Origin of the sequence: Scrofimicrobium canadense (genome assembly GCF_009696615.1) — a bacterium.
Lineage (GTDB): Bacteria > Actinomycetota > Actinomycetes > Actinomycetales > Actinomycetaceae > Scrofimicrobium > Scrofimicrobium canadense.
Window position 1 is genome coordinate 1 of the sequence record NZ_VULO01000019.1, and the last position, 20,530, is coordinate 20,530.

The 20,530-nt window shown below is 52.0% G+C and carries 19 protein-coding genes; 10 read left to right on the forward strand and 9 right to left on the reverse strand.

Going from position 1 to position 20,530, the window contains the following annotated elements:
* Positions 1-909 precede the first annotated feature (909 nt).
* The 3 genes from FYJ24_RS11965 to FYJ24_RS11975 all read left to right on the forward strand — a co-directional run bounded on the left by FYJ24_RS11965 (position 910) and on the right by FYJ24_RS11975 (position 3,395).
* The gene (locus FYJ24_RS11965) at positions 910-1,284 is read left to right on the forward strand and encodes a PadR family transcriptional regulator (RefSeq protein WP_154546679.1); all 375 of its coding nucleotides are present in this window, start codon (positions 910-912) and stop codon (positions 1,282-1,284) included.
* Between the two features lie 2 nt (positions 1,285-1,286).
* Positions 1,287-1,865, forward strand: a complete 579-nt coding sequence (locus FYJ24_RS11970; protein ID WP_154546680.1) for a DUF2812 domain-containing protein — start codon at positions 1,287-1,289, stop codon at positions 1,863-1,865.
* Between the two features lie 741 nt (positions 1,866-2,606).
* Positions 2,607-3,395, forward strand: a complete 789-nt coding sequence (locus FYJ24_RS11975) for an alpha/beta hydrolase (RefSeq protein WP_206192706.1) — start codon at positions 2,607-2,609, stop codon at positions 3,393-3,395.
* On the opposite strand, the gene FYJ24_RS11980 is transcribed toward FYJ24_RS11975, so the two are convergent.
* The 8 genes from FYJ24_RS11980 to FYJ24_RS12015 form a co-directional block, all read right to left on the reverse strand.
* Positions 3,385-4,638 (reverse strand): hypothetical protein, encoded by a 1,254-nt coding sequence (locus tag FYJ24_RS11980; protein WP_154546682.1) that lies wholly within the window; start codon positions 4,636-4,638, stop codon positions 3,385-3,387. The two genes, FYJ24_RS11975 and FYJ24_RS11980, sit on opposite strands and share 11 nt — an antisense overlap.
* Positions 4,639-4,846: 208 nt before the next feature.
* The gene (locus FYJ24_RS11985; protein ID WP_154546683.1) at positions 4,847-5,254 is read right to left on the reverse strand and encodes a hypothetical protein; all 408 of its coding nucleotides are present in this window, start codon (positions 5,252-5,254) and stop codon (positions 4,847-4,849) included.
* Between the two features lie 128 nt (positions 5,255-5,382).
* Positions 5,383-5,709, reverse strand: a complete 327-nt coding sequence (locus FYJ24_RS11990; protein WP_154546684.1) for a hypothetical protein — start codon at positions 5,707-5,709, stop codon at positions 5,383-5,385.
* A gap of 247 nt (positions 5,710-5,956) precedes the next feature.
* Positions 5,957-6,343: a type II toxin-antitoxin system HicB family antitoxin gene (locus FYJ24_RS11995; RefSeq protein WP_154546685.1), complete on the reverse strand. Its 387-nt coding sequence runs from the start codon at positions 6,341-6,343 to the stop codon at positions 5,957-5,959.
* The gene (locus FYJ24_RS12000) at positions 6,340-6,525 is read right to left on the reverse strand and encodes a hypothetical protein (protein ID WP_154546686.1); all 186 of its coding nucleotides are present in this window, start codon (positions 6,523-6,525) and stop codon (positions 6,340-6,342) included. Before FYJ24_RS12000 ends, FYJ24_RS11995 begins: the two co-directional genes overlap by 4 nt.
* Before the next feature lie 188 nt (positions 6,526-6,713).
* Positions 6,714-9,212: a polynucleotide kinase-phosphatase gene (locus FYJ24_RS12005; RefSeq protein ID WP_318656703.1), complete on the reverse strand. Its 2,499-nt coding sequence runs from the start codon at positions 9,210-9,212 to the stop codon at positions 6,714-6,716.
* Entirely contained in the window at positions 9,209-10,618 is a 1,410-nt protein-coding gene (locus FYJ24_RS12010) for a 3' terminal RNA ribose 2'-O-methyltransferase Hen1 (RefSeq protein WP_154546687.1), read from the reverse strand. The genes FYJ24_RS12005 and FYJ24_RS12010 overlap by 4 nt, the downstream gene beginning before the upstream one ends.
* 355 nt (positions 10,619-10,973) lie before the next feature.
* Positions 10,974-11,390 carry a cupin domain-containing protein gene (locus tag FYJ24_RS12015; RefSeq protein WP_154546688.1) on the reverse strand — a complete coding sequence of 139 codons (417 nt, stop codon included), beginning with the start codon at positions 11,388-11,390 and terminating at the stop codon, positions 10,974-10,976.
* Positions 11,391-11,600: 210 nt separating this feature from the next.
* Between FYJ24_RS12015 and FYJ24_RS12020 the strand changes: the two genes are divergently transcribed.
* From FYJ24_RS12020 to FYJ24_RS12050, 7 genes are all read left to right on the forward strand, one after another.
* Entirely contained in the window at positions 11,601-12,389 is a 789-nt protein-coding gene (locus tag FYJ24_RS12020) for a DeoR/GlpR family DNA-binding transcription regulator (protein WP_154546689.1), read from the forward strand.
* A gap of 190 nt (positions 12,390-12,579) precedes the next feature.
* Entirely contained in the window at positions 12,580-13,044 is a 465-nt protein-coding gene (locus FYJ24_RS12025) for a ribose-5-phosphate isomerase (RefSeq protein ID WP_154546690.1), read from the forward strand.
* A 79-nt stretch (positions 13,045-13,123) separates the two neighbouring features.
* Positions 13,124-14,095, forward strand: coding sequence for a hypothetical protein (locus FYJ24_RS12030; protein ID WP_154546691.1), 972 nt, complete (start codon positions 13,124-13,126; stop codon positions 14,093-14,095).
* A 19-nt stretch (positions 14,096-14,114) separates the two neighbouring features.
* Positions 14,115-14,981, forward strand: a complete 867-nt coding sequence (locus FYJ24_RS12035; protein WP_154546692.1) for an HAD-IIA family hydrolase — start codon at positions 14,115-14,117, stop codon at positions 14,979-14,981.
* 30 nt (positions 14,982-15,011) lie between these two features.
* A complete protein-coding gene (locus FYJ24_RS12040; protein ID WP_154546693.1) occupies positions 15,012-16,574 on the forward strand; it encodes an FGGY-family carbohydrate kinase in 1,563 nt (520 codons plus the stop codon).
* Positions 16,575-16,618: 44 nt separating this feature from the next.
* Positions 16,619-17,974 (forward strand): sn-glycerol-1-phosphate dehydrogenase, encoded by a 1,356-nt coding sequence (locus FYJ24_RS12045; RefSeq protein WP_154546694.1) that lies wholly within the window; start codon positions 16,619-16,621, stop codon positions 17,972-17,974.
* Positions 17,975-18,008: 34 nt separating this feature from the next.
* Entirely contained in the window at positions 18,009-19,721 is a 1,713-nt protein-coding gene (locus tag FYJ24_RS12050) for a ribulokinase (RefSeq protein ID WP_154546695.1), read from the forward strand.
* A 104-nt stretch (positions 19,722-19,825) separates the two neighbouring features.
* On the opposite strand, the gene FYJ24_RS12055 is transcribed toward FYJ24_RS12050, so the two are convergent.
* A complete protein-coding gene (locus tag FYJ24_RS12055) occupies positions 19,826-20,314 on the reverse strand; it encodes an SgcJ/EcaC family oxidoreductase (protein ID WP_206192707.1) in 489 nt (162 codons plus the stop codon).
* Positions 20,315-20,530 lie beyond the last annotated feature (216 nt).

Below are 20,530 nucleotides of genomic sequence, written 5' to 3' on the forward strand. Positions count from 1 at the left end.
GGATTCGGCTTCACCAACTTCAACAACTACAAAACCAGAGTCCTCCTCTACGCCGGCAAACCCCACTGGAAAACACTCGACTCAATCACCATCCCCTAACCCACACCCCACCAAAGTCCGAAGAGCCCCTTTAGCCAAAGTTTTAGCCAAGACTCTGCGGTACGCCCGCACGGTCCACTTAGGCACCTCTAGTTCATGGGCGATCCCACCCGTACTGTATCGGCACTTCATTTCTGCCAGCTTGAAATCGGCAGGATTGATGGCTCTTCGGGTTTTGGTGGGGTGTGGGTTAGGTGATGCTTCTAAGTCCCGCACCCGCCGGTAAAGCGGGATTTAAAATCGAAAGGCCAGAGGATCGATACCCTCGACTAGTCGGTGCCTTGTTGTAGTGAGTCAGGACAGTCTTCTTCCCACGTACGGGGTCATGATACTGTTCCCGGGGCCGCATGCCGCCCCGGCAGCTACCATAACGCCCAGGCTATTGCATAGCGACCGATTGGTAGGGCGTAAGTCCCCACGCAGCTGGTGTAAGGAAGTGCTTTAGTCGGAGACATTCTTGCTAGTGTCTGTTTTTTACGGTCTCGCCTCGTACAAATCGGTAAGATTCAAACACTCACCAGTTAGGGACACCCTACATAAGCGCGATACTGACCATATGACGTCCGAACGGATTTCGACACATTACGGGTCGCTGTGAAGAAGGTTTATTCGGTTGAACGGAAGCAATTGACGGTTGCTCGGTATCCGGTTAATCTCACAGCGCAAACCTAGCCTCAAACACCAACCACACACCGCCGAAGTCCGCAAAGCCGCCTTTGCCCAAGTGTCGGGTGTTGGCTGTGTTGAGAAAGGTTGAAATATATCGACGATGGATATAAACTTATATCAATCATCGATATAGGAGTGGCAGTGGCACGCACCAGTCCTTATGACACTGGCGAGTTGACCGATGTCATGCTCATCGTGCTGCTATGCACCCAACAGCCCACCCATGGCTATTCACTGATGACCAAGGCTTCGCGAATTACTGATGGCAGCATGACATTGGGTCCGGCAACCATCTACACGACTTTAGCTCGGATGCTCGAAGTTGGATGGATTGAAGAAATCCCTGCGACTCAATCGAGCGATCACAAGCCCTCAGAGAAAGACCGTCGAGAATACCTCATCACTCCATTAGGGCAAGAAATCCTCCACAACGACATTGAGCGCCGCCGACAGCTACTTGCCGCCGCGGATGCGTTTACCGCAAACTTCGCCCTCGGCTCTCAGAAGAAAGGCTAATCGTGACTGTTAGATACCGGCTATCCAACAGCCTTGGGATCACGCCTGAAAAGGACATGGCCATGCTTGCCGAGCAGGCTCGCAAAGGCTGGAAAGTTAGGAATTTGAACCTCCTGGGGTTCTATCGCTTTGAGCCCGCCGAGCCGGAAGAGGTGGTCTTCGATTCCACCACCGTACCCAACCCACCGGCAGATTACTCGGAGTTCTTTGAAGCGGCCGGATGGAAACCAGTAATCGTAAACAGGGACTTCCAGGTTTTCAAAACGCAACCCGGAGCAGATCCGATATTCACCGATGGTTCCCGCTCTTACTGGCTGAACCGCCAAACCAGAGCATTCGGCATCATCTGCATCATTCTTTTCACCTTGCTAGCCATAATGGGCTACTTGGCCCACCACTTCCAGCTAGGACCCTGGGGAATCCCTCTCTGGTTCCCATTCCTGCTGGCAATGATCGTGATGGTGCCTGTTTGGTTCACTGCCTGTCGCGGAGCTGCCCTAGCAACACTCCAAACAGAAGGCGTTCGGTCAGCTTGCACGCTGACGCAACAAGACGATTGTTGGGCTTGCTGTAGGACCTGAGTCAGCGCCTTTCGCGGTCAACTAATCCTAGCGGAATCCCCAGCCATAAATGAGTTATTCCGAAAGCGGAAGCAATCATTTCTGATTCCAATTTCCCGAAGCATGGAACTCGGATGAGATAGAAGTTTGTTTCGGATGCCCCTATCCGTCTTGAAGACACATCCATCAAGCCCGGTAGACAATAAGAACATGGATGCGGCATCAGTATTCTGCCTGGTCAGACTTCTCCACATTACACAGTTATAAATCCCAACCCTTAGGACAATATTCACAGGATAGAGCATTTACTACAGGGGTTTTTGTAACAACCTCCTGGTGCACCATCCCTGACTTGCCCAGCGCAGTGCACTGAGCCGCTATCCACGACAAATCCGTCATTGGCTGCACCGTATTCACTCAAAATGTATTTGGGCCGGGTATTACACAAGGCGACTGTAGACCAACGATCAGCAACCAGCCTTGCAATCCGTGAAAGCCCTGATTTGTCTGAGTTAATGGAACAAGATTCTTGTATCGGCTTTCGCATTTGCTTCTTCTAAGGATTTTTTGTTTTCGATATAGAAGATGTACCCATCAATCGCATATTGCTTTTGACCAAAAACGAAAGTCCAAAGAACCAGCCTCAGCTACAGCCGTCACCTCTCGACCTTCACCCGCACCAGTCCCCCATCAGGGAGATAACGCATTAGCTTCCTATAGGATGAACGTCATCATACCTATTAACTTATGCCGGGAGGCATTGTGCTGAGCCAAAATGACACGTGTCAAAAACCTAGGCGCGACACCACTATTGCGGGCATTCCCGCGACAACGTGGGGCTCACCGTCACCTTCTGTCATTGTCGCGATCCATGGCTATTTTTCGTCAAGAGTTGACCCGGTAGTCCAGGTGCTCGCTGAAAGTGCTCCGTGCCAAGTTGTGAGTTTCGATTTGCCAGGCCATGGTTCCAGACACCCAGTCTCCGGACCGCAGAGCTGGCCCGAGGATGCCTTACGCGACGTCAACACAATTCTTGATTGGGCACACGAATTCTGGAGCGACGTTTCGATTTTTGCGGTGAGTATTGGAGCATATTTGAGTCTGTTAGCCAGCGCTGATCGCCCTCTACGACATGCGTGGTTTCTGGCACCATTGACTGACTTGCAGACAATGATAAGAAGTTCCCTAGAGGCTGCTGGTGTATCTGAAAAGCAACTTGAACGTGAAGGCGTGGTCATTGCACCAAGTGGAGAACGATTAACCTGGGCCTACTTTTCTTTTGCCACCAGGCATGTCCCGTCACACTGGCCTCACCCAACGGATATCCTCCACGCTGCTTCCGACCAGACCGTACCGATTGAGCAGTCTATTGCTTTCGCAGATCACTTTGGAGCGCACCTCACAGTACTACCCGATGTCGAACACTGGTTCCATACCCCTGAGCAACTCCGTCAGCTAGACACATGGTTGCGAGATACCAATGACTCCGCGATCTCTACGCATTCGCCAAACGGTAATATTGGACGGCTACATGGAAGCCTCAACACCTAACGTTAGTCTCCAACAACTCAGGCCACTGATCGAAACGATACTTATTCAACGATTCTTCCCCATATCCGTGAAGCCGCCGGTAGAGTTGGCACCATTTTGCGTCACTGCCTTCATACCAATACCAAGGACTGCACAAAGTTAGGTAAAAATATGGAGCATCAAGTGGCCAGTCAGAATTAGCATCGTCTTCGACGTCCCAATCAATGCCTTTGTCGGTGCCAACAAGTAACGCCCATCCACTTGCGTTCTCCACCTTCACACAAACCCGTCCTTCTTCAGCACTTCCCTTACAGGGTTCGTCCTCGCCTTTTTCAGCAACAACAGGCGTCCAACCATAGCTGGCTAACAGTTTAGTTATTTCAGAATTCGCTAGCTCACGTGCTGTGTCAGCCGCGGCTGGATCCGAGTCATCAAACACCGCAGTATACTTATCGGGAGCATAGTTCTCCCACGTCACATAGACTTGATATCTCGAATTCGAAGAGTATTCATACTTTGGTGTAATCGCCTGGGCAGTAGTATCTCTCCACCCATTCTTAGCGATTCCCTCACGAATCGGAACCAACATTCTCTGCGCTTCATTCCAACGGGATTCCTGCAGTTGCCGGGTTTCATCTGACGAGAGCCAAAAGACATCAATCTCGCGGTTGCCACCCGCATCGGTACTTCCGTGCATTCGCCCGTATTCCATCCACCATGCCGGAGCAGCAGCTAACACTGGCGTGCCGATCAACGCACATATCACCCCAATTACTGCTGCACGATTTGCCCGCGATTGCGCCATGAGGTCTTCGTTGGAAGAGATTTCCGGCGGAGCTCCAGGATGCGATACTGCGGCGCAAATCAGCGCTCCAAAGTACGATATACCAACACATAACGCGGAAAACCGGAAAAAATCAGCACCTAGTTCTTTCGATACACGAAACCCCTGCAGCAGCATTGAATCACTGCGGCTACTACTGCTCTCAGCCGAAGGAAGCGCGATAATCGTCATGGTCAAGGCCATCCAGAACGCGGTCATCATCGCAATAACTGGTGCAGGGGTAGCGCCATAACCGCGACTTTTCAGAAGGTAATGGGGAAGCACAGTGAAGAGGGCTACCGAGGGGACAATTATTGGGGAACCGAACCACAGCACTAGGGTCTCAGAGCTACCCGTGCCAGAAAACGTCTTCACAAAAATCAAGCCGATAGGCACCAGCCACGCCAACACACGCCACACAGACCAAAATCCTTGTTGCATCGCTAAGAGTCCTAACCGTCAAGGCACCATCGCAGCACTAACACCATCCCAAAGCTATCCGTAAAACGTCCTGCCCGTCAACGTGCGCAAACTTCATCATCAATGCATGCCATATAAGAAGTCACCTGCGCAGTTATCAACTGTAGGAAGTAGGAACCCGCCAGAAGGTTCAGAAACAGCCGCGAGAGGAGACAGAATTCAGTTCATCTCACTCTATTCTTGCCCTCCAGAATACTTCACAATAATGTCCGTAGTACTGAGGAACAACCTCGCGGAAGCGTTGCAGGAGTGGTTCTAGTTCACTGCGGTTTTGCTCAACAGAACGTTCTTGCATATCCCACTGCACGTTGTAGTAATTCTCGGACCAGCCAGATGATCTACAGTATTTCGCATCGTGGGTGACGTACTCAATTTCCTCAGAACTCGCGGAAAGATCGGCGAGGGACTCAACATCCCACCGTTCCAAAAGAGAATGAGGCATACGTGAGTCAGTAGACCAGGGTTCTTCAGGCAGGTCAGCGATGCCGTGGGGCTCCATACATTCCCGCCACGCAGCAGTCGACTTATCGAGTTGAGCCTGAGTCGCCTCGTCAGGAAACCACCACCCGCGCTCCATTTTCTCGACAAGGAAAATCCGGGGCTTCCACTCCGGCAGCTAGTTGTTCTTCGATGCATCTATCGACCTCTGCGCTTCGCGCCTCCTCCTCAGGAGTAAGCGGAACATTATGGGTAGGCACCTCACGTTCAGCCTTTCCATGCAGTTCTGATATGTATTCTGATATTCCTCGTCATTAGCCACGATTTTTTGGTGTCTCCCTCTGTAACAATGTCTTGAGGGTTAGGCGCCCACCGATAGCCATATTTTGCGGCCAAGCCCTCGTTGAACTTGTGAAGTCCCAGCAATGAACCGGTACCTTCAATCACATCTTCCGGCGTGGGAGCCGAATAGCCGTGATTAATTCTCTCATCTGTATACCCAGCATGATGCAGCCAGTCCATGATGATAGCTTGCCCCGCTCGCAACTCAAGCTCCCAGACAGGATTCCCCCAGTACATATCAAATGGAAGCATGCCTCGCGGTTCATTTCTTACCGGCTCAACTAGCTCATATGTTTTTGGAATCAACTATGCAGAAGTAGACTCGCTAAGAGCTGACCGCGGCGCTCCTGACTGAGGTGACAAACGTCTCCGTGTCACGCCGCTTCTTTTGGCATTTGAGAGGCCTATTCTTAGCTGATTCACAGAAAGTGACAGGTTGTTGCTGGTAGAGGCGCTGCGGAGTCCTTGAGTTCCAGCAATCCCAGCAAAAAGTGTGCTTCTATGCTTTAGTGAGCTGATTCACTCGACCCTTGGTAATCCCCATGAGTCTCGCAATGTCTTGCATCGTCATCCCTTGAGCACGCAGAAGTGCAACAGCAGAACGCTGGGCCACTCTAGCAGCCGCTGCTGCTTCTTCTGCAGCTGCTTGCGCAGTACGGACAGCGTCAACAGTTTCCTGAGTGTCACCCACAGCAGTAAGTACAACATTTGCCGAAGCCAATTCCTCGTCTTCGAGTTCTTCAGCCCATAGTGACACTAATTCGCGGACCATCAGCTCGGCTTGCTTGAGCGTACGTCCCTGCGTTGCACGCTGCCTACCCGCGATTGGAACAGTTACAACCCACCACCCGTCATCACGGACCGCGCGGGCCTCAATAGTTGTCACTTCTCCACATCCTTCATAATAGATTTTGCCGTCATTTCTTTGATCTCTCTATGCCTGGGCACTACGGTGAATGATTCGCCGATCCATACCCTGGTGTGATTTCCACCCTCACGGACCACCATGCGTTCACCGCGTGCTTTCGCTATTGCCTCAAGTCTTTTCATCAAAACAACCCGTTTCATTAACAAAGTATAGTGGACCTATCCGACATGGGTATAACTGCACTATACACTCGTCGGCTGCCGGGGCGATGTGGCAGGTGCCTGGGCGGCATACAGCTCCGTGTACAGTTTTATGACCCCGTACGTGGGAGGGGAGGACAACACAAACCCTCGGGCTACCACCACCCAGGATTCTCTTCTCCGCAGCTTCACAAGCGGGGATCAACCGGCTCTGACTCCAAAGCTAGAACTGAAAACACCGCCTCATGAATCCTCCATAGAGGTTCTTTCTTGACGAGGCGATCTATCGCTTCAAGTCCCAGAGCGTATTCGCGCAAAGCCAAGCTTCGCTTCTTTGAAAGGTTGCGGTTTTTGAGGCGCGAAAGGTTCTTTTCTGCCAAATAATCCGGGCCGTAGATGAGACGAAGGTATTCGCGTCCGCGCACTTTCAATCCCGGTTGAACTAGCCGGTTTTTCTCATCCCGTGCCAGATTCACAAGTGGCTTCACCACCATTCCTTCACCCCCGGCCTCCGTGAGAGCCATCCACCATGAGACACCAGCTTCCACTGATTCGCCATCACCTACACAAACTACTTTCCGCCGTGTTTTCCGAACCAGTTGAGGGTCCACCTCCGCCAGCCGGTCAGCAACATCTAGATGCCAGAGGTGGTCGCGATCACTAAAATTGGCTCCCTCAGCGGCCAGAAGCTGGAACGGGGCTATCTGCACACCTTCTAGACCCTCTGTTGGCCACACATAGTGTCGCCAGGCACGATTGTATCCATCGATTGCTTCGCTCTGGTCTTGCACACGGCCCAAAAGCTCCCCGACGTCTAATCCTCGATCAGCTGCAGACATGAGGGCGGCTTTCGTGGCTGCAATACTCGCTTTTCCCGCAATTCCGGGTGCCGCAAAACAGTCGCGAACCAGCGAGTCAGCCTTGAGCGACCACGGAAGTAGCTCTGCATCAAACAACAACCAGTCGGATTGAAACTCATTGAACAATCCGGCCTGCTGGGCTGCTGCGGTCATTCTGGACAGAAATTCCTTTTCCAAAGCAGGTTCAAAGAAAGCACGTCCCGTCCGTGTGTACACGGCTGCCCTGTCAGGTGAGAGCATGACAACCGCCCGCGATCCCATATGCTTTTCTTCGCAGACAACTTGATCGATCCCAGAGTCCTTGAAATAAGTAAATGCTTCTAACGGATGCTCCAAATAGTCAGGCAATGACGAGGTGGCAACTGGGGACATCGTGGGGGGAAGGTAGGGCACATATTCCGGGTGAATCGCGAAGCGACTCATCACTTCTAACGCACCGCCCGCAAGCTCTGCAAGGATTTTGATGCGGCCCATCTGTCCTGTCTCAACATAACGCGTCCCTACAACATCAGATAGACGAAGTTCCTGGTCAGGTCGCTCTGAAGTCGAAGCTAAAGGCCGGATAGGCTCACAGTAGGTTTCATGAGCATCGACTTGTTCTATTTCCCGCTCTGGATAGCGAAAAGCCGTAAGTTTGCCGCCAAACACACACCCTGTGTCGACACAAAGCGTGTTGTTTACCCAGTTCAATGTCGATGTTGGCGTGTGACCATATATGACCGTTGCCTTCCCACGGTAGTCTTCGGCCCATGGGTACCTCACGGGCAAGCCAAACTCATCCGTCTCACCCGTCGTGTCTCCATAGAGAGCAAAGGAACGCACCCGCGTTGAGGCTCGCCCATGATAGGCCTGCGGTAGTCCAGCATGTGCGATAACTAGTTTCCCCTCGTCCAGAACAAGATGCGAGATAAGGCTGTAACACCAGTCACGCACCTGCTGGCGAAATTGAGGCGGCTCTTTTTCTAACTTCGTAAGCGTCTGGTCAAGGCCGTGAGTAGCCTGAATGTTTGCCCCATCCAAGGCACGGATAAGCCTAGCCTCATGGTTTCCTGGCACCGCAAGCGCGTGACCGTTTCCAGTAATACCCATTGCTAAGCGCAACACACCGACTGTGTCAGGGCCTCGATCCACCAAGTCACCAACAAACACCACGGTTCGGCCATCAGGATGGACCGCATCGATTGGCTGTTTATCAGTATTTCGTACTATACGGTAGCCCAGTTTTTCTAGCAGTTCTACCAGTTCAGGTAGGCATCCATGCACGTCACCGATTACGTCAAACGGTCCGCGGAGGTCTTTCTTGTTGTTGTAGAGACGGTCACGGACGATCTCTGCTTGTTCGGCTTCTTCCGGGGATTTCAGAACGTGAACAACACGGAAGCCTTCTTTGTGGAGCTTTTTCAGTGCTTTGCGAAGTTGTCCGTGCTGTCGGTTGATCGGTCCTGCACCGAATGCGCGGTCCGGGCGTTGTTGGTTCCTTGAGATAGCGATTTCTGGCTCTATATCAAGAACTATTGCTACTGGCAGTACATCGTGTTCTTTTGCCAGCTCAACAATTTCTTTTCGAGCCTCTCTGGTGGTGTTGGTGGCATCGACAACCGTCAATAGTCCCCGCTTCAGGCGCGTTGCGACAATGGAGTGGAGAATCGCAAAAGCGTCGGAGGTAGCTGTTTGGTCGTTAGGATTTCCAGAGACCAGACCCCTACAGAAGTCAGAGCTGACAGCTTCAAAAGGTGCAAATTTTTCCGTGGCGAATGTTGATTTCCCTGATCCTGAAACACCCATGAGGGCAACTAGACACAGTTCAGGGGTGTGAAGTGCAGTCACGCTGCGCCCCCTTCCTGGCGAGAAAATAGGGCAAGCTGAGTGGGGGAACCTGTCTCTGTCTTAGATTCTCCGATACCCCTAAAATCCACCGCATATCCATGGTGGATACCGACGCCGCGAGCCCAATCTTCGAACTCTGTCCTGGACCACTCAAACCGGTGATCGGGGTGACGCAGGTCGCCAGGCTTCAAACCGTAGTGCACGTTGTAGTCGCGATTCGGTGTCGTGACAATAACGGTTTGGGGGTGCGCATGGTGGAAGATATTTGTTTCCATCGAGTCGAGGCGCTGCGGGTCAATATGTTCAATGACTTCGGCCAAAACAATGGCATCAAATCCTGTCAACTCATCATCGCGATAGGTTACCGATGATTGACGCAATGTAACTCGCCTACGCTGTTGTTCAGGAAGCCGATCCACGTTGAGCCGCTTTTCAGCACGTTCCAGCTCAGTAGGCGAAACGTCTATTCCCATGATTCGAGTAAAGCTGGGGTCATCGAGCAATGCGCGAATGTAAAAGCCCTCCCCACACCCAGCATCCACAACAGTGCGCGCGTTGACCTCCCGCAAGATGTCCAGCACCGCATCTCGCCTTTGCTGTCGCAATGAACGTGGAGTGTCTTCGGCGTGTATCCGGCTAGGCAACTCAGCATTGTTTTTATCTGTGTCTTCTTGTTCTGACCAGCGTTCCATAAGGTCGTTGGCCCATTCGCGTCTGGCTAGGTAACGTGTGGCAATGAGGTTGCGTTCTGGGTGATTTCCCAGCCACCCCTCTCCACTTCTGACTAGCTTGTCGAGTTCTTCCGAGCTGGCAAAATAGTGCCTGGTTCCATCGAGAACTGGCAACAGGACGTAGAGATGGTTGAGCGCCTCGGATAGTTGATGATCACCGCTGAGGGTGACATTCACGTAGGGAGAGTCACCCCACTCGGAGGGCCCGTAAGGTTTGACATCCGCAGCTACTTTCCATCCCAATGGGCCAAATAGGCGTTTGACTAGTTCGGGTCCGCCAGGATCATTGTGACCAGCGCGCGCGGGCACCGCCGGTATGCGGATCTCCAACGGAAGCAAACGCTTGGCAAGATCCGGCTTTACCTGACATTTTCCTTTGAGTGCGGACCCCAAAACCCGCGCGATTGCTGTTGAGAGCATGGAACCGGCAGCATAGGGCCGGTCATTCACGTACCCGGTTATGCTTGATTGATGTCCGCCCTTAGTGCGGGCTAACGCGATCGGATCAACATCTACTTGCAATGCGAATGTGCAACGATTCGGTGTTGCTTCCGGATAGTACGTGTGGGCCTGACCAAAAGGCAGAGTGAACTTTTGGACACGATCTGGATGCTTGTGCAGCAAGAATCCGATGTCGGTTGCCAAAGGTTCAGTACACGTCAATGTGAAGAGCATTCCCTCATTATCCTCCACTTATCGAAGTAGTAGGCCCTTTACTCCCAACTGACGGCAGACGACGTGCCTGAGGAACAACCAACTAAGGTCTGCGATCGAAGTGCTATAGCTTAGAAATGATCCCCGGCTTTATGCGGGCCGCCTTGTTCCCACGTACAGGGTCATAAAACTGTTCACTGGGCTGCATGCAGCCCTGGCACCTACCACATCGCCCAGGATGCGGGAAACGGCCGCGCTCGAAAGCCCCACGCAGTCTGTATAGCTCGCAAAAGAATGGAAATTCCTTCACATCCCACCAAACTCCTTAGAGTCAACAAACAGGCCATTTTTGGGAGAAAGCGAGGTGACGACTTTTTCAGTTATCCCACGGATAGGATCGTTCTTGGTCGATCTCAGCCTCATTACCCAAGGATCCCAGAGGCGCGCCGCCGCCTCGTAAACATATCCACTTCAACGGGGTAGAACTATCTGACAAGCAGCGCAGGGCACGCCACACATCGGGTCCAACACGGACAACCGTGCCTGCTTTTACCGGAATAACGTCTTCGTCTAACGCGAGTTCCCCGTCGCCTTCAAGGAATACGTAGATCTCTTCCACTGCGCGGTGGGTATGCCAAAGGGGGGAGCTCTGCCCTGGTTCGGTGCTGTTCACCGAGAGCCCTATAAATTCCGCGCCCAGTGCTTCTTCGAGAAATACTTTGCCAGGAGCAACTCCATTGAGGCTGTTCCACTCATCGATTGGGCCGACCTGAGAAATCTTGTATGCAGTCATAAGACCAGTGTATCTAGCTAGCGTCGTTACTCGCGGAATACTGTATAGTCTCTCCCCCTTCCGCTAGCTAAAACTCCCGCCTCAAGCACTATCACTGCGGTCTGAAACATGCCGCTTCCCAAGGCTACCTCTTCCCTCCACCTCCCAATCGTGTCCTCGTTGGTAGAGTATTAGAGTATTGATTTCTCACAAATATAGGGACTCTATAACATGGCAAGCCGAGGGCGCGGAAGTATCGAGGGCCAAAAGCTGCGGCGCAACAGGATTGCACGCATTGCAGTGGCCGAAGGCGTAATTTCGGTGGCCCATTTGGCTGACGAGTTTGGCGTTTCGCCGATGACTGTCTATCGGGATGTTGCAGCTCTTGAGGAACTGGGGCTGGTCACTCTCGTAAAAGGGAATGTCCATGCAAGCATTTCAAGTCGGAGCGAAGCCTCCGCAGATTTCCGGTTAACGCAAAATCGAGAGGCAAAGGAGGCAATCGCTCGTGAAGCTGCCGCCTTGGTACCGATCGGAGCATCGATAATAGTCGACGACTCCACCAGCTGCCTTTATGTACTCGACAAGCTTCTAGAACAAGGCCCTTACTACGTGATAACCAATTCGATGTTGGTTGCAAAAAAGGTTGCCGCTAGCACGGAGTCTCGTTTGCAGGTATTAGGCGGTGAGTACGAAAGATGGGCCGATTCTCTCACCGGAACTCCCGTATACTCAATGATTGAATCTCTCAGCGTCGACTTTTGTTTCCTCTCCTGCTCAGGTATCTTCCGTGACGCCTGTTATCATCCATACCTTTCCATTGCAGGCATCAAATCAGCAATGATGCACGTTGCTGAAACAAAGATGTTACTAGTAGATCACACAAAATTTGAACGGCGGAGTACTCATAAATTTGCCAACCTTTCAGATTTTGATGTTGTTGTCACTGACAGTGATACTTCTCTTGAAATTCAAGCCACACTCAAAGAGTCTGTGAAGAAACTGCACGTAGCTTCGTAGTTGCAGCCGTCTGGCGATCCACAATCACACTCACGCACTGCATAATCGTGCGCAGCAAACCATCCACGGTGACACTTTTGCGCTTCTTGTTCTCGCTGTTCACAAACTTCACACGATTAACACATTTTATGTTACTATTCTTGTCATTACGTGAAACATACTTACTTTTCACACAGAATGCGAGGACGCAATGGGAAACAGTTACCGTATAGTCGTAGGCGCTGACTCAGCGGGTGTCGACTACAAAGAGATTCTTAAATCAGATCTGAGTAAAGATGCTCGCGTGCAGGAAGTGATTGACGTCGGTTTAGCACCTGGAGAGGACGTCGACTATCCGCACGTCGCAGTCAAAGCAGCCCGACTAGTAGCAAGTGGCAAGGCCGACCGCGCACTTCTCATTTGCGGAACAGGAATGGGCGTCGCGATTGCCGCCAACAAGGTTCCTGGAATCCGAGCTTCAGTTGCTCATGATTCCTTTTCAGTTGAACGCCTCGTCCTATCAAATAACGCACAAATCCTCACTATGGGACAACGAGTCATCGGTATTGAACTTGCCCGGAGACTAGTCAAGGAATGGCTCAGCTACACATTCGATCCAAACTCTGCCTCGGCACCAAAAGTCGAAGCGATAACGATGTACGAAGAACAGCAATGACGCTTATGGGGAAACCATAAGAAATGGTGAGGCGTTGATGATGACGCCACTCCCCCACTTCAACAACGAAAGGAACATAATGACACCAGATGGCGTTATCCAGTTCTTGGGGAATATGGATGCACTATGGCTCATGATGGCTCTAGCTGGAGGAGCCTTTGGCGCAATGATAGGCGCAAACTACGCTTTCGCTTTCACCGGAGTCTCGATCATGTTGGGGCTAGGAGTCCTTGCTGGAACAGGCAACTCCGTAGTCCTCGACTATGTAGCCTTCGGACCAGCATTTGGTCCTCATGTTGCATTCGCAGGTGGAGCCGCCGCGGCCGCATATGCGGGGAGTAAAAAGTTGTTGGCGGGTGGCGGTAAAGACGTCAACACGCCGTTGGCTGGCTTAGGGAAACCCGATGTTCTGATAGTCGGAGCTCTATTTGGAGCTGGCGGATACGTCGTCGAACGACTCATTCAGCTCATTCCCTGGTTTGGTTCACACACAGATACCGTCGCATTGACTGTCACCATTTCAGCGATCGTGGCCCGAGTGCTCTTTGGTAAGACCCCTATTTTCCACCGGCCGACCAAGCCAGAGGGAGATTCCCGGTGGCTTTCCTGGCAAGAGACTCCCGGTCAGATAGCAACAGTAGGTGTACTAGCTTCAGCTTTTGCTGCTGGTATCGCCATGATGGTCGGCACCTACATCCTTCCTCTAGCATCAGCCGACGAGAGTTGGGCGCGAATGTTAGACAACTCCCATGTACTGCCTTTTGCTATTTCAGCTATTACTATCTTCTTTGTTGCTGGCGGCCTCAAAATGCCTGTCACACACCACATCACCATCACTGCCGCATTTTCTGCGATGCTGTTTTGGAAAGTGAGTGGCAACGGATTTGTTGGAGCCCTCGCGGGAATTCTCTTTGGAACCATAGCCGCCTTTGGCGCTGAACTGTGGGCAAAGCTGACCTACTACCACGGCGATACACATATTGATCCTCCAGCAGGAATAATCTGGGTGATGAACACTTTCGCAGTAATTTGTTCGTTGCCCTTCGCATAAGTCCAGAAAAGGAAAACTCATGCACAATCGGGCTCTTCATGACTGGCCAACTGAACTCTACGATGCCTACATCTTCGACATGGACGGCACCATTTACCTGGGAGACCAGCTACTTCCTGGTGCACAACGCATGATTGAAGAGCTACGCCACCAAAATCGTATCGTTCGCTTCCTTTCCAATAACCCAACGAAGGATCCTGAACAATACGTTGAAAAACTCAAGAAACTTGGGATTGAAGTAGACGAATCTGATATTGCCAATACGGTTGTGACCACAGTTGGCTGGTTGAAACACCACTATCCGGAGGCAGTAGTCTTCCCAATCGCCGAGCAGCCGCTCATCAATGCTCTACATAAAGCCGGAATACGTATCAGTGATGATCCAACAAAAATCGATATTGTCATTGCCTCTTACGACCGAACTTTCGACTATCGGAAACTGCAGATTGCTTTCGACGCAATTTGGTTCGAAAAGAGAGCATTTCTCATTGCCACCAATCCCGATCGATTTTGCCCCTTCCCAGGCGGGAGAGGTGAGCCTGACTGCGCCGCCATCATCGCGGCGATTGAAGCATGCACAGGCACGACCTGCCGCGAAGTAATAGGCAAGCCCAATCCAATCATGCTCGAAGAGGCATTAGGAGACACCAAAGCTGAGAAAGTCATCATGGTAGGCGACCGTCTTAGCACTGACATTGCTATGGCGGGAGCCTGCCAGATCGACTCAGCGATGCCTCTGACAGGAGAGTCAACTGTTTCCGACGTCGAAGCAGTACCTGAGGCACTGCGCCCCACTTACGTTCTCGATCGTGTGGACCGTCTCATTCCTCAATACCTATGGGAACAGCACAACTGGTCTGAAGAACGCGACCATACACAGAACTAATCACGTACACACTCAAAGGAGAGACGATTTATGGTAACACCAGGTTATGAAGGGCCATTTCTTCTGGGAATAGACTTCGGAACCGAATCATGCAGGGCCGCCATTTTTGATCTACGAGGTGTCCCTATCGGCTTCGCAGCCACCCCTTATACCACTTCACTTCCTAAACCAGGCTGGGCCGAACAATCACCTGCTGATTGGTGGGATGCACTTGTCGCATCCGTTCGACGCGTGCTTAACGAAACGGGTATACCTGCCCGACATATTGCTGCCATGTCATCAGATGCCACAACCATGACTGTAGTGGCAATGGATAAGACAGGCAACGAGCTTCGACCTGCAATTATGTGGATGGATGTCCGAGCCACCAAGCAATCTGCCCGCGCAGAAACAATTAATCACTGGGCTCGCGACTACAACGGTGGCGGGACTATGCCAGCAACCGCGGAATGGTACCCGTTTAAGGCAGCATGGCTGCGAGAAAACGAACCTGACATCTACCGCGAAACGCACCGTTTGGTCGACGCTCCTGACTGGGTCACTTACAAACTCACTGGTGAATGGACCGTAAACATCAATTCTGCCGCAGAACGGATGTATTACAACCGGGACCGCGGGGGGTGGCCTGTCGAGTTCTACGATCACATTGGTTGTGGCGACGTCCTGGAGAAACTTCCAGAAAACGTTGTGGACCTAGGAACTCCGGTCGGGGGCCTTCTACCAAGCGTTGCCCACGAATTAGGTCTTATTCCAGGAATTCCAGTAGCCCAAGGGTGCGCCGACGCATGGGCTGGTCAGATTGGACTGGGAGTGGTCCAACCAGGCAAAACTGCAGTCATCACCGGCTCATCCCACGTCATTTCAGGCCAATCAGCCAACCCACTATACGGCCCCGGATTTTTCGGAGGATTTACCGATTCGGTAGTTCGCGGACAATACACTGTTGAAGGGGGTCTGGTCTCTTCAGGGTCAGTTCTCAAATGGTTTAAAGATAATTTCGCACGCGATGTTGTGCAGGCAGCGGAACGGCTAGGACTTAACCCATACCGCATTCTTGATGAGCGCGCCGCTCAGATCCCCGTGGGATCTGATGGGCTAATCATCAACGAATACTTCCAGGGGAATCGGACTCCGTACACGGATTCAAAAGCGCGAGGATACATCGGCGGACTCACTTTAGGGACGACACCGGAACACATGTATCGTGCTATCCAAGAGGCCGTTTGCTACGGCGTTGCCCACAATCTACGTACTTTCAAGAAAGCAGGATTTGAGGCGACCGAGCTTGTAGCTTGCGGAGGTGCAACAAACTCACGCGATTGGATGCAGATGCATGCCGACGTCACAGGTCTGCCTGTTACGCTCACCGAAGTTGGCGATGCTGTTGTTCTTGGGTCATGCATGTTAGCAGCTGTGGGAGGACAGCAATATGCTTCGATCGAGGATGCAGCACGCAACATGGTTCATGAAAAGGAACGCATTGAGCCTCGCCCAGAAGTCCATGAAGAGTATCGGTTCTATCTGCAGCAATACATCGACCAATATCCACAAGTCCAAGAGCTGTCACATCGAATGGTTGACCACTTGGTGTGAAGTCACTGTAACCAAGAATTAGATATCAAGAGAGAAGAAAGCACATGTCATCAGAGCTAATTGCGCAGGCACTCAACACGGCAACAGAGACTCAAGAGATTATCTTTGGCGAGCACGTGGTCGACCAAACGGGCGAAGTCTTTTCTCGCTTGTTTCCAGGAGCGCGCGCAATAATTGTCGCTGATGACAATACTTACAAAGTTGCTGGGGAAGCCGTAACCTCGTCTCTGGCTAAGGCCGGAGTGACAATGGTGGATCCATACGTCTTCCCCGGCACGCCAACCCTCTATGCGGGGTATGACAATGTCGAGGTACTTCGAGAATATCTGCGCCGGCTTGACAACGTCATTGTCTGCTCCATCGCGGCCGGTACTCTCAACGACATTGCCAAACTGGCATCAGGTGAACTGGGTCGCAAGTACATGAACGTGTGTACGGCCGCGTCAGTTGATGGATACGCCTCGTTCGGTGCATCAATCTCCAAAGACGGATTCAAGATCACCCGCGAATGTCCCGCACCGGCAGGCTTGATTGTTGACACGGAGATTATGGCCAAGGCCCCCGAACGACTCACTGCCACCGGCTATGGAGATTTGATCGAAAAGATTCCCGCTGGCGCAGACTGGATTCTTGCAGATCTCTTAGGCATCGAAGCCATTGATCCGTATGTGTGGACTTTGGTGCAAAATCCTCTCGGCCAAGCTCTCGATAGTCCTGAGCACATTGCCACAAAAGACGTAGCGGCAATCGGAGCATTAGCGGAGAGTAACGTCATGTCTGGCCTGGCAATGCAAGCCATGCAGTCATCTCGCCCCGCGTCAGGAGCCGGACACCAATTCTCCCACGTGTGGGAGATGCAAGGACACGGCCTCGACTGGGAGCCACCTCTTTCTCACGGATTCAAAGTCGGAGTGGGCACTGTTGCCTCGTGTGCATTGTGGGAAGAAGCCCTTGCAATCGACATGAATGAACTGGATATAGACGCGATAGTTGCTTCTGCTCCCTCCGATGAGGAAGTTGAAATACGGGTGCGCGAGGCGTTGGAGCCCAGGATCGCAGAAGAAGCTGTGAAGCACTCAATTGCGAAAAACCTACACGGAGACGAACTACGCAATCGCCTCATCACCATCCAAAAGATGTGGCCTCGCATCACCGAGCAAGCTCGCGCGCAGCTCATCACTCCAGAAGACGCCGCGCAACGGCTGGATATTGTCGGTGCCCCCTCACACCCCTCAGAAATCAAGATTGATTGGGACCGATTTAGGAAGACCCACTTCCAAGCTCAAATGATTCGTCCGCGATACACGATTCTTGATCTTTTAGCTGATACGGGGCTGCTGGAGCAAACGGTCGATAGGCTCTTCTCCCCAGAAGGCTATTGGGGAAAGCGTGGCCAATAAACTGTAAAAAAACTGGGATTCCAAAGGAGGAATCATGGGGAAAAACCATGCAAATATTGAGGACATTCCACTGGTTATTGGAATTGACTTTGGAACATTGTCAGCTCGTGCGGTGATAGTCCGTTCAGACAATGGGGCGGTATTGGGCGAGGCAGTAAGTGAGTACCGTCATGGAGTGATGGATGGTCAGCTCACGGCTGCAGACGGGCAAGAACTGCCTCCTGACTATGCGTTGCAGGTTCCCTCTGACTATCTTGCCTCATTGGTTGAGTCAGTGACGGGCGCCGTGAAAGATAGCGGTGTTGATGCCCAGCAAATCGTTGGCATGGGACTGGACTGCACCTCGTCAACAGTAGTTGTCACCGATGGGGAGGGAAAACCGCTGTGTGAGGACCCTGCATTCACACATGAGCCTCATGCGTACATCAAACTGTGGAAGCATCACGGAGGTAACGAACAGGCTGCCAGAATAGTCCAGTTGGCGAAGGAAAGAAATGAGCCCTGGCTGAAGAGATTCGGGGGAACGCTCTCGTCAGAAATGCTGCTTCCAAAAGCACTTGAGACACTAGAAAAAGCGCCCGAAGTGTATTACGCAGCTGAGGAAATACTCGACGTCCTGGACTGGCTGACGTGGCAGCTCACTGGCAGGCTAGCGTATTCCGCAAGCGATTCGGGGTATAAGCGCATCTACTACGATGGCGTGTATCCTTCCCACGAGTTCTTAGGGCAGCTCAATCCAGATTTTGCCGATGTCTATAGTTCGAAAATGAGTCATGAAGTGCTCGATTTGGGGCAAAGTGTAGGTGGTCTGACTAAGGACTTTTCTCAGAAACTGGGGTTGCCCGAAGGCATTGCTGTAGCGGTAGGAAATATTGACGCTCATGTTCACGCTGCTTCCGTAGGAGCGGTCGAGCCAGGTCAGCTGACGGGGATAATCGGAACTTCCACATGTTGGGTTCTACCAGCGCAGACTCTTGAGCTGGTTCCGGGCGTGTTCGGGGTCGTCGATGGAGGTATTAGCGACGGGACGTGGGGCTATGAAGCTGGGCAAAGCGCCGTCGGAGATATGTTCGCATGGTTTGTTGATAACTGTGTACCAGAGAAATACCGCCAAGAAGCACGATCACGTGGCATCAGTGTTCACGATTTACTGACGGAAAAAGCGTCAGTTCAAGAAGTGGGTGAGCATGGTCTTATTGCCTTGGACTGGTGGAATGGCAACCGGTCTATCCTTGTCGATGCTGATTTGACTGGGCTGATGATCGGCCAGACTCTAGCAACTAAGCCCGAAGACCAGTACCGCGCGCTTCTGGAAGCCACGGCTTTTGGTGCGCGCGTCATCATCGAGAACTTCGAAAACCATGGTGTACCAGTTAAGGAAATACGGATTGCGGGGGGATTACTGAAGAATCCCCTCCTCATGCAAATGTATGCGGATATTACCCGACGCCCGCTGGCAATCGCCACCGTGGAGAATGCTGGCGCGCACGGCTCTGCTGTTTTCGCTGCAATCGCTGCTGGCATTTACCCTGATTTGCGCTCTGCTTGCGAGCACATGAGTGAAATCCACCATGATGCATACTTACCGCGGGAAGAAGTATCTCACCAGTACGACCAGCTATTTGCCCTCTACCAGGAACTCTACGACTATTTTGGTCGAGGCAGCGAAGCAATGCATCAGCTGAAAAGGCTAAGAAGAGAGGCCCGCATTCGAAGTGTAGGGCACGGCAATATCCCCAGTAAATAGCGTCGTCGACTCACGGATGGTTTAGCCTTCTCACGAGGCTAGGCCATCATCTCGGTTATGAATAGGGCAGAAGTGTCCTCAAGCATCCCTGGGAGCTAGTTGCGCTAAAGGCCGCGGCTGGTAGGTGAATCCTCATAGGACTGTGGGACTGACTTCCCGTCGACAACTGCAATAGACTCGTGTCCTTCGACCACATCGGTATTTTGAGCGGCGACTGCTTTCCAACCCTGACCGGTCTTTTCCATGACGAATATAAAGATTCCAAAGCGAGGGTCGGTCGTGTCACCCGTAGCAGAGTCCTGATTGATTACACGCCACCGACCGTGAACAACGGCTGCTTCCTCGCCTATCATCCGGACTTTTTCCTCCACAAATTCCAGATGAGAGTTCCCAAAAATCTTCTCGAATCCAAAAGCGTGAGCCATAGCAATTCGTTTCGGAGTGTGCCACCACAGGCCGGTGACATTCACAAACTCAGGATCGGGAACAAACAGGTCGGCAATCGCTTGAGCATCACGCCTCTCCCAGGCACCCGCAAATCGCGTCAATACTTCTCCGGGAGTAGACATGGGCAAAGTCTGTTCATTAGCCATGAATCTATAGTAGCCAGCACAAAAAGTTGTAGTAGGTTTCCTCGGCTAACAAAAGATGTCAAAGTCCCAACCTGTCAATCCATTCCTCAGACCTGACTTCTGACATGGGGTCCTGAGACGGCGTTTTGGGTTGTTGGTTTTGGCTTGTTTACGCGGTTTGGGTGTCTGGGTTGGGGCACTAGGGGCCTTGTTAGAATGGGGTTGTGGCTTACATTC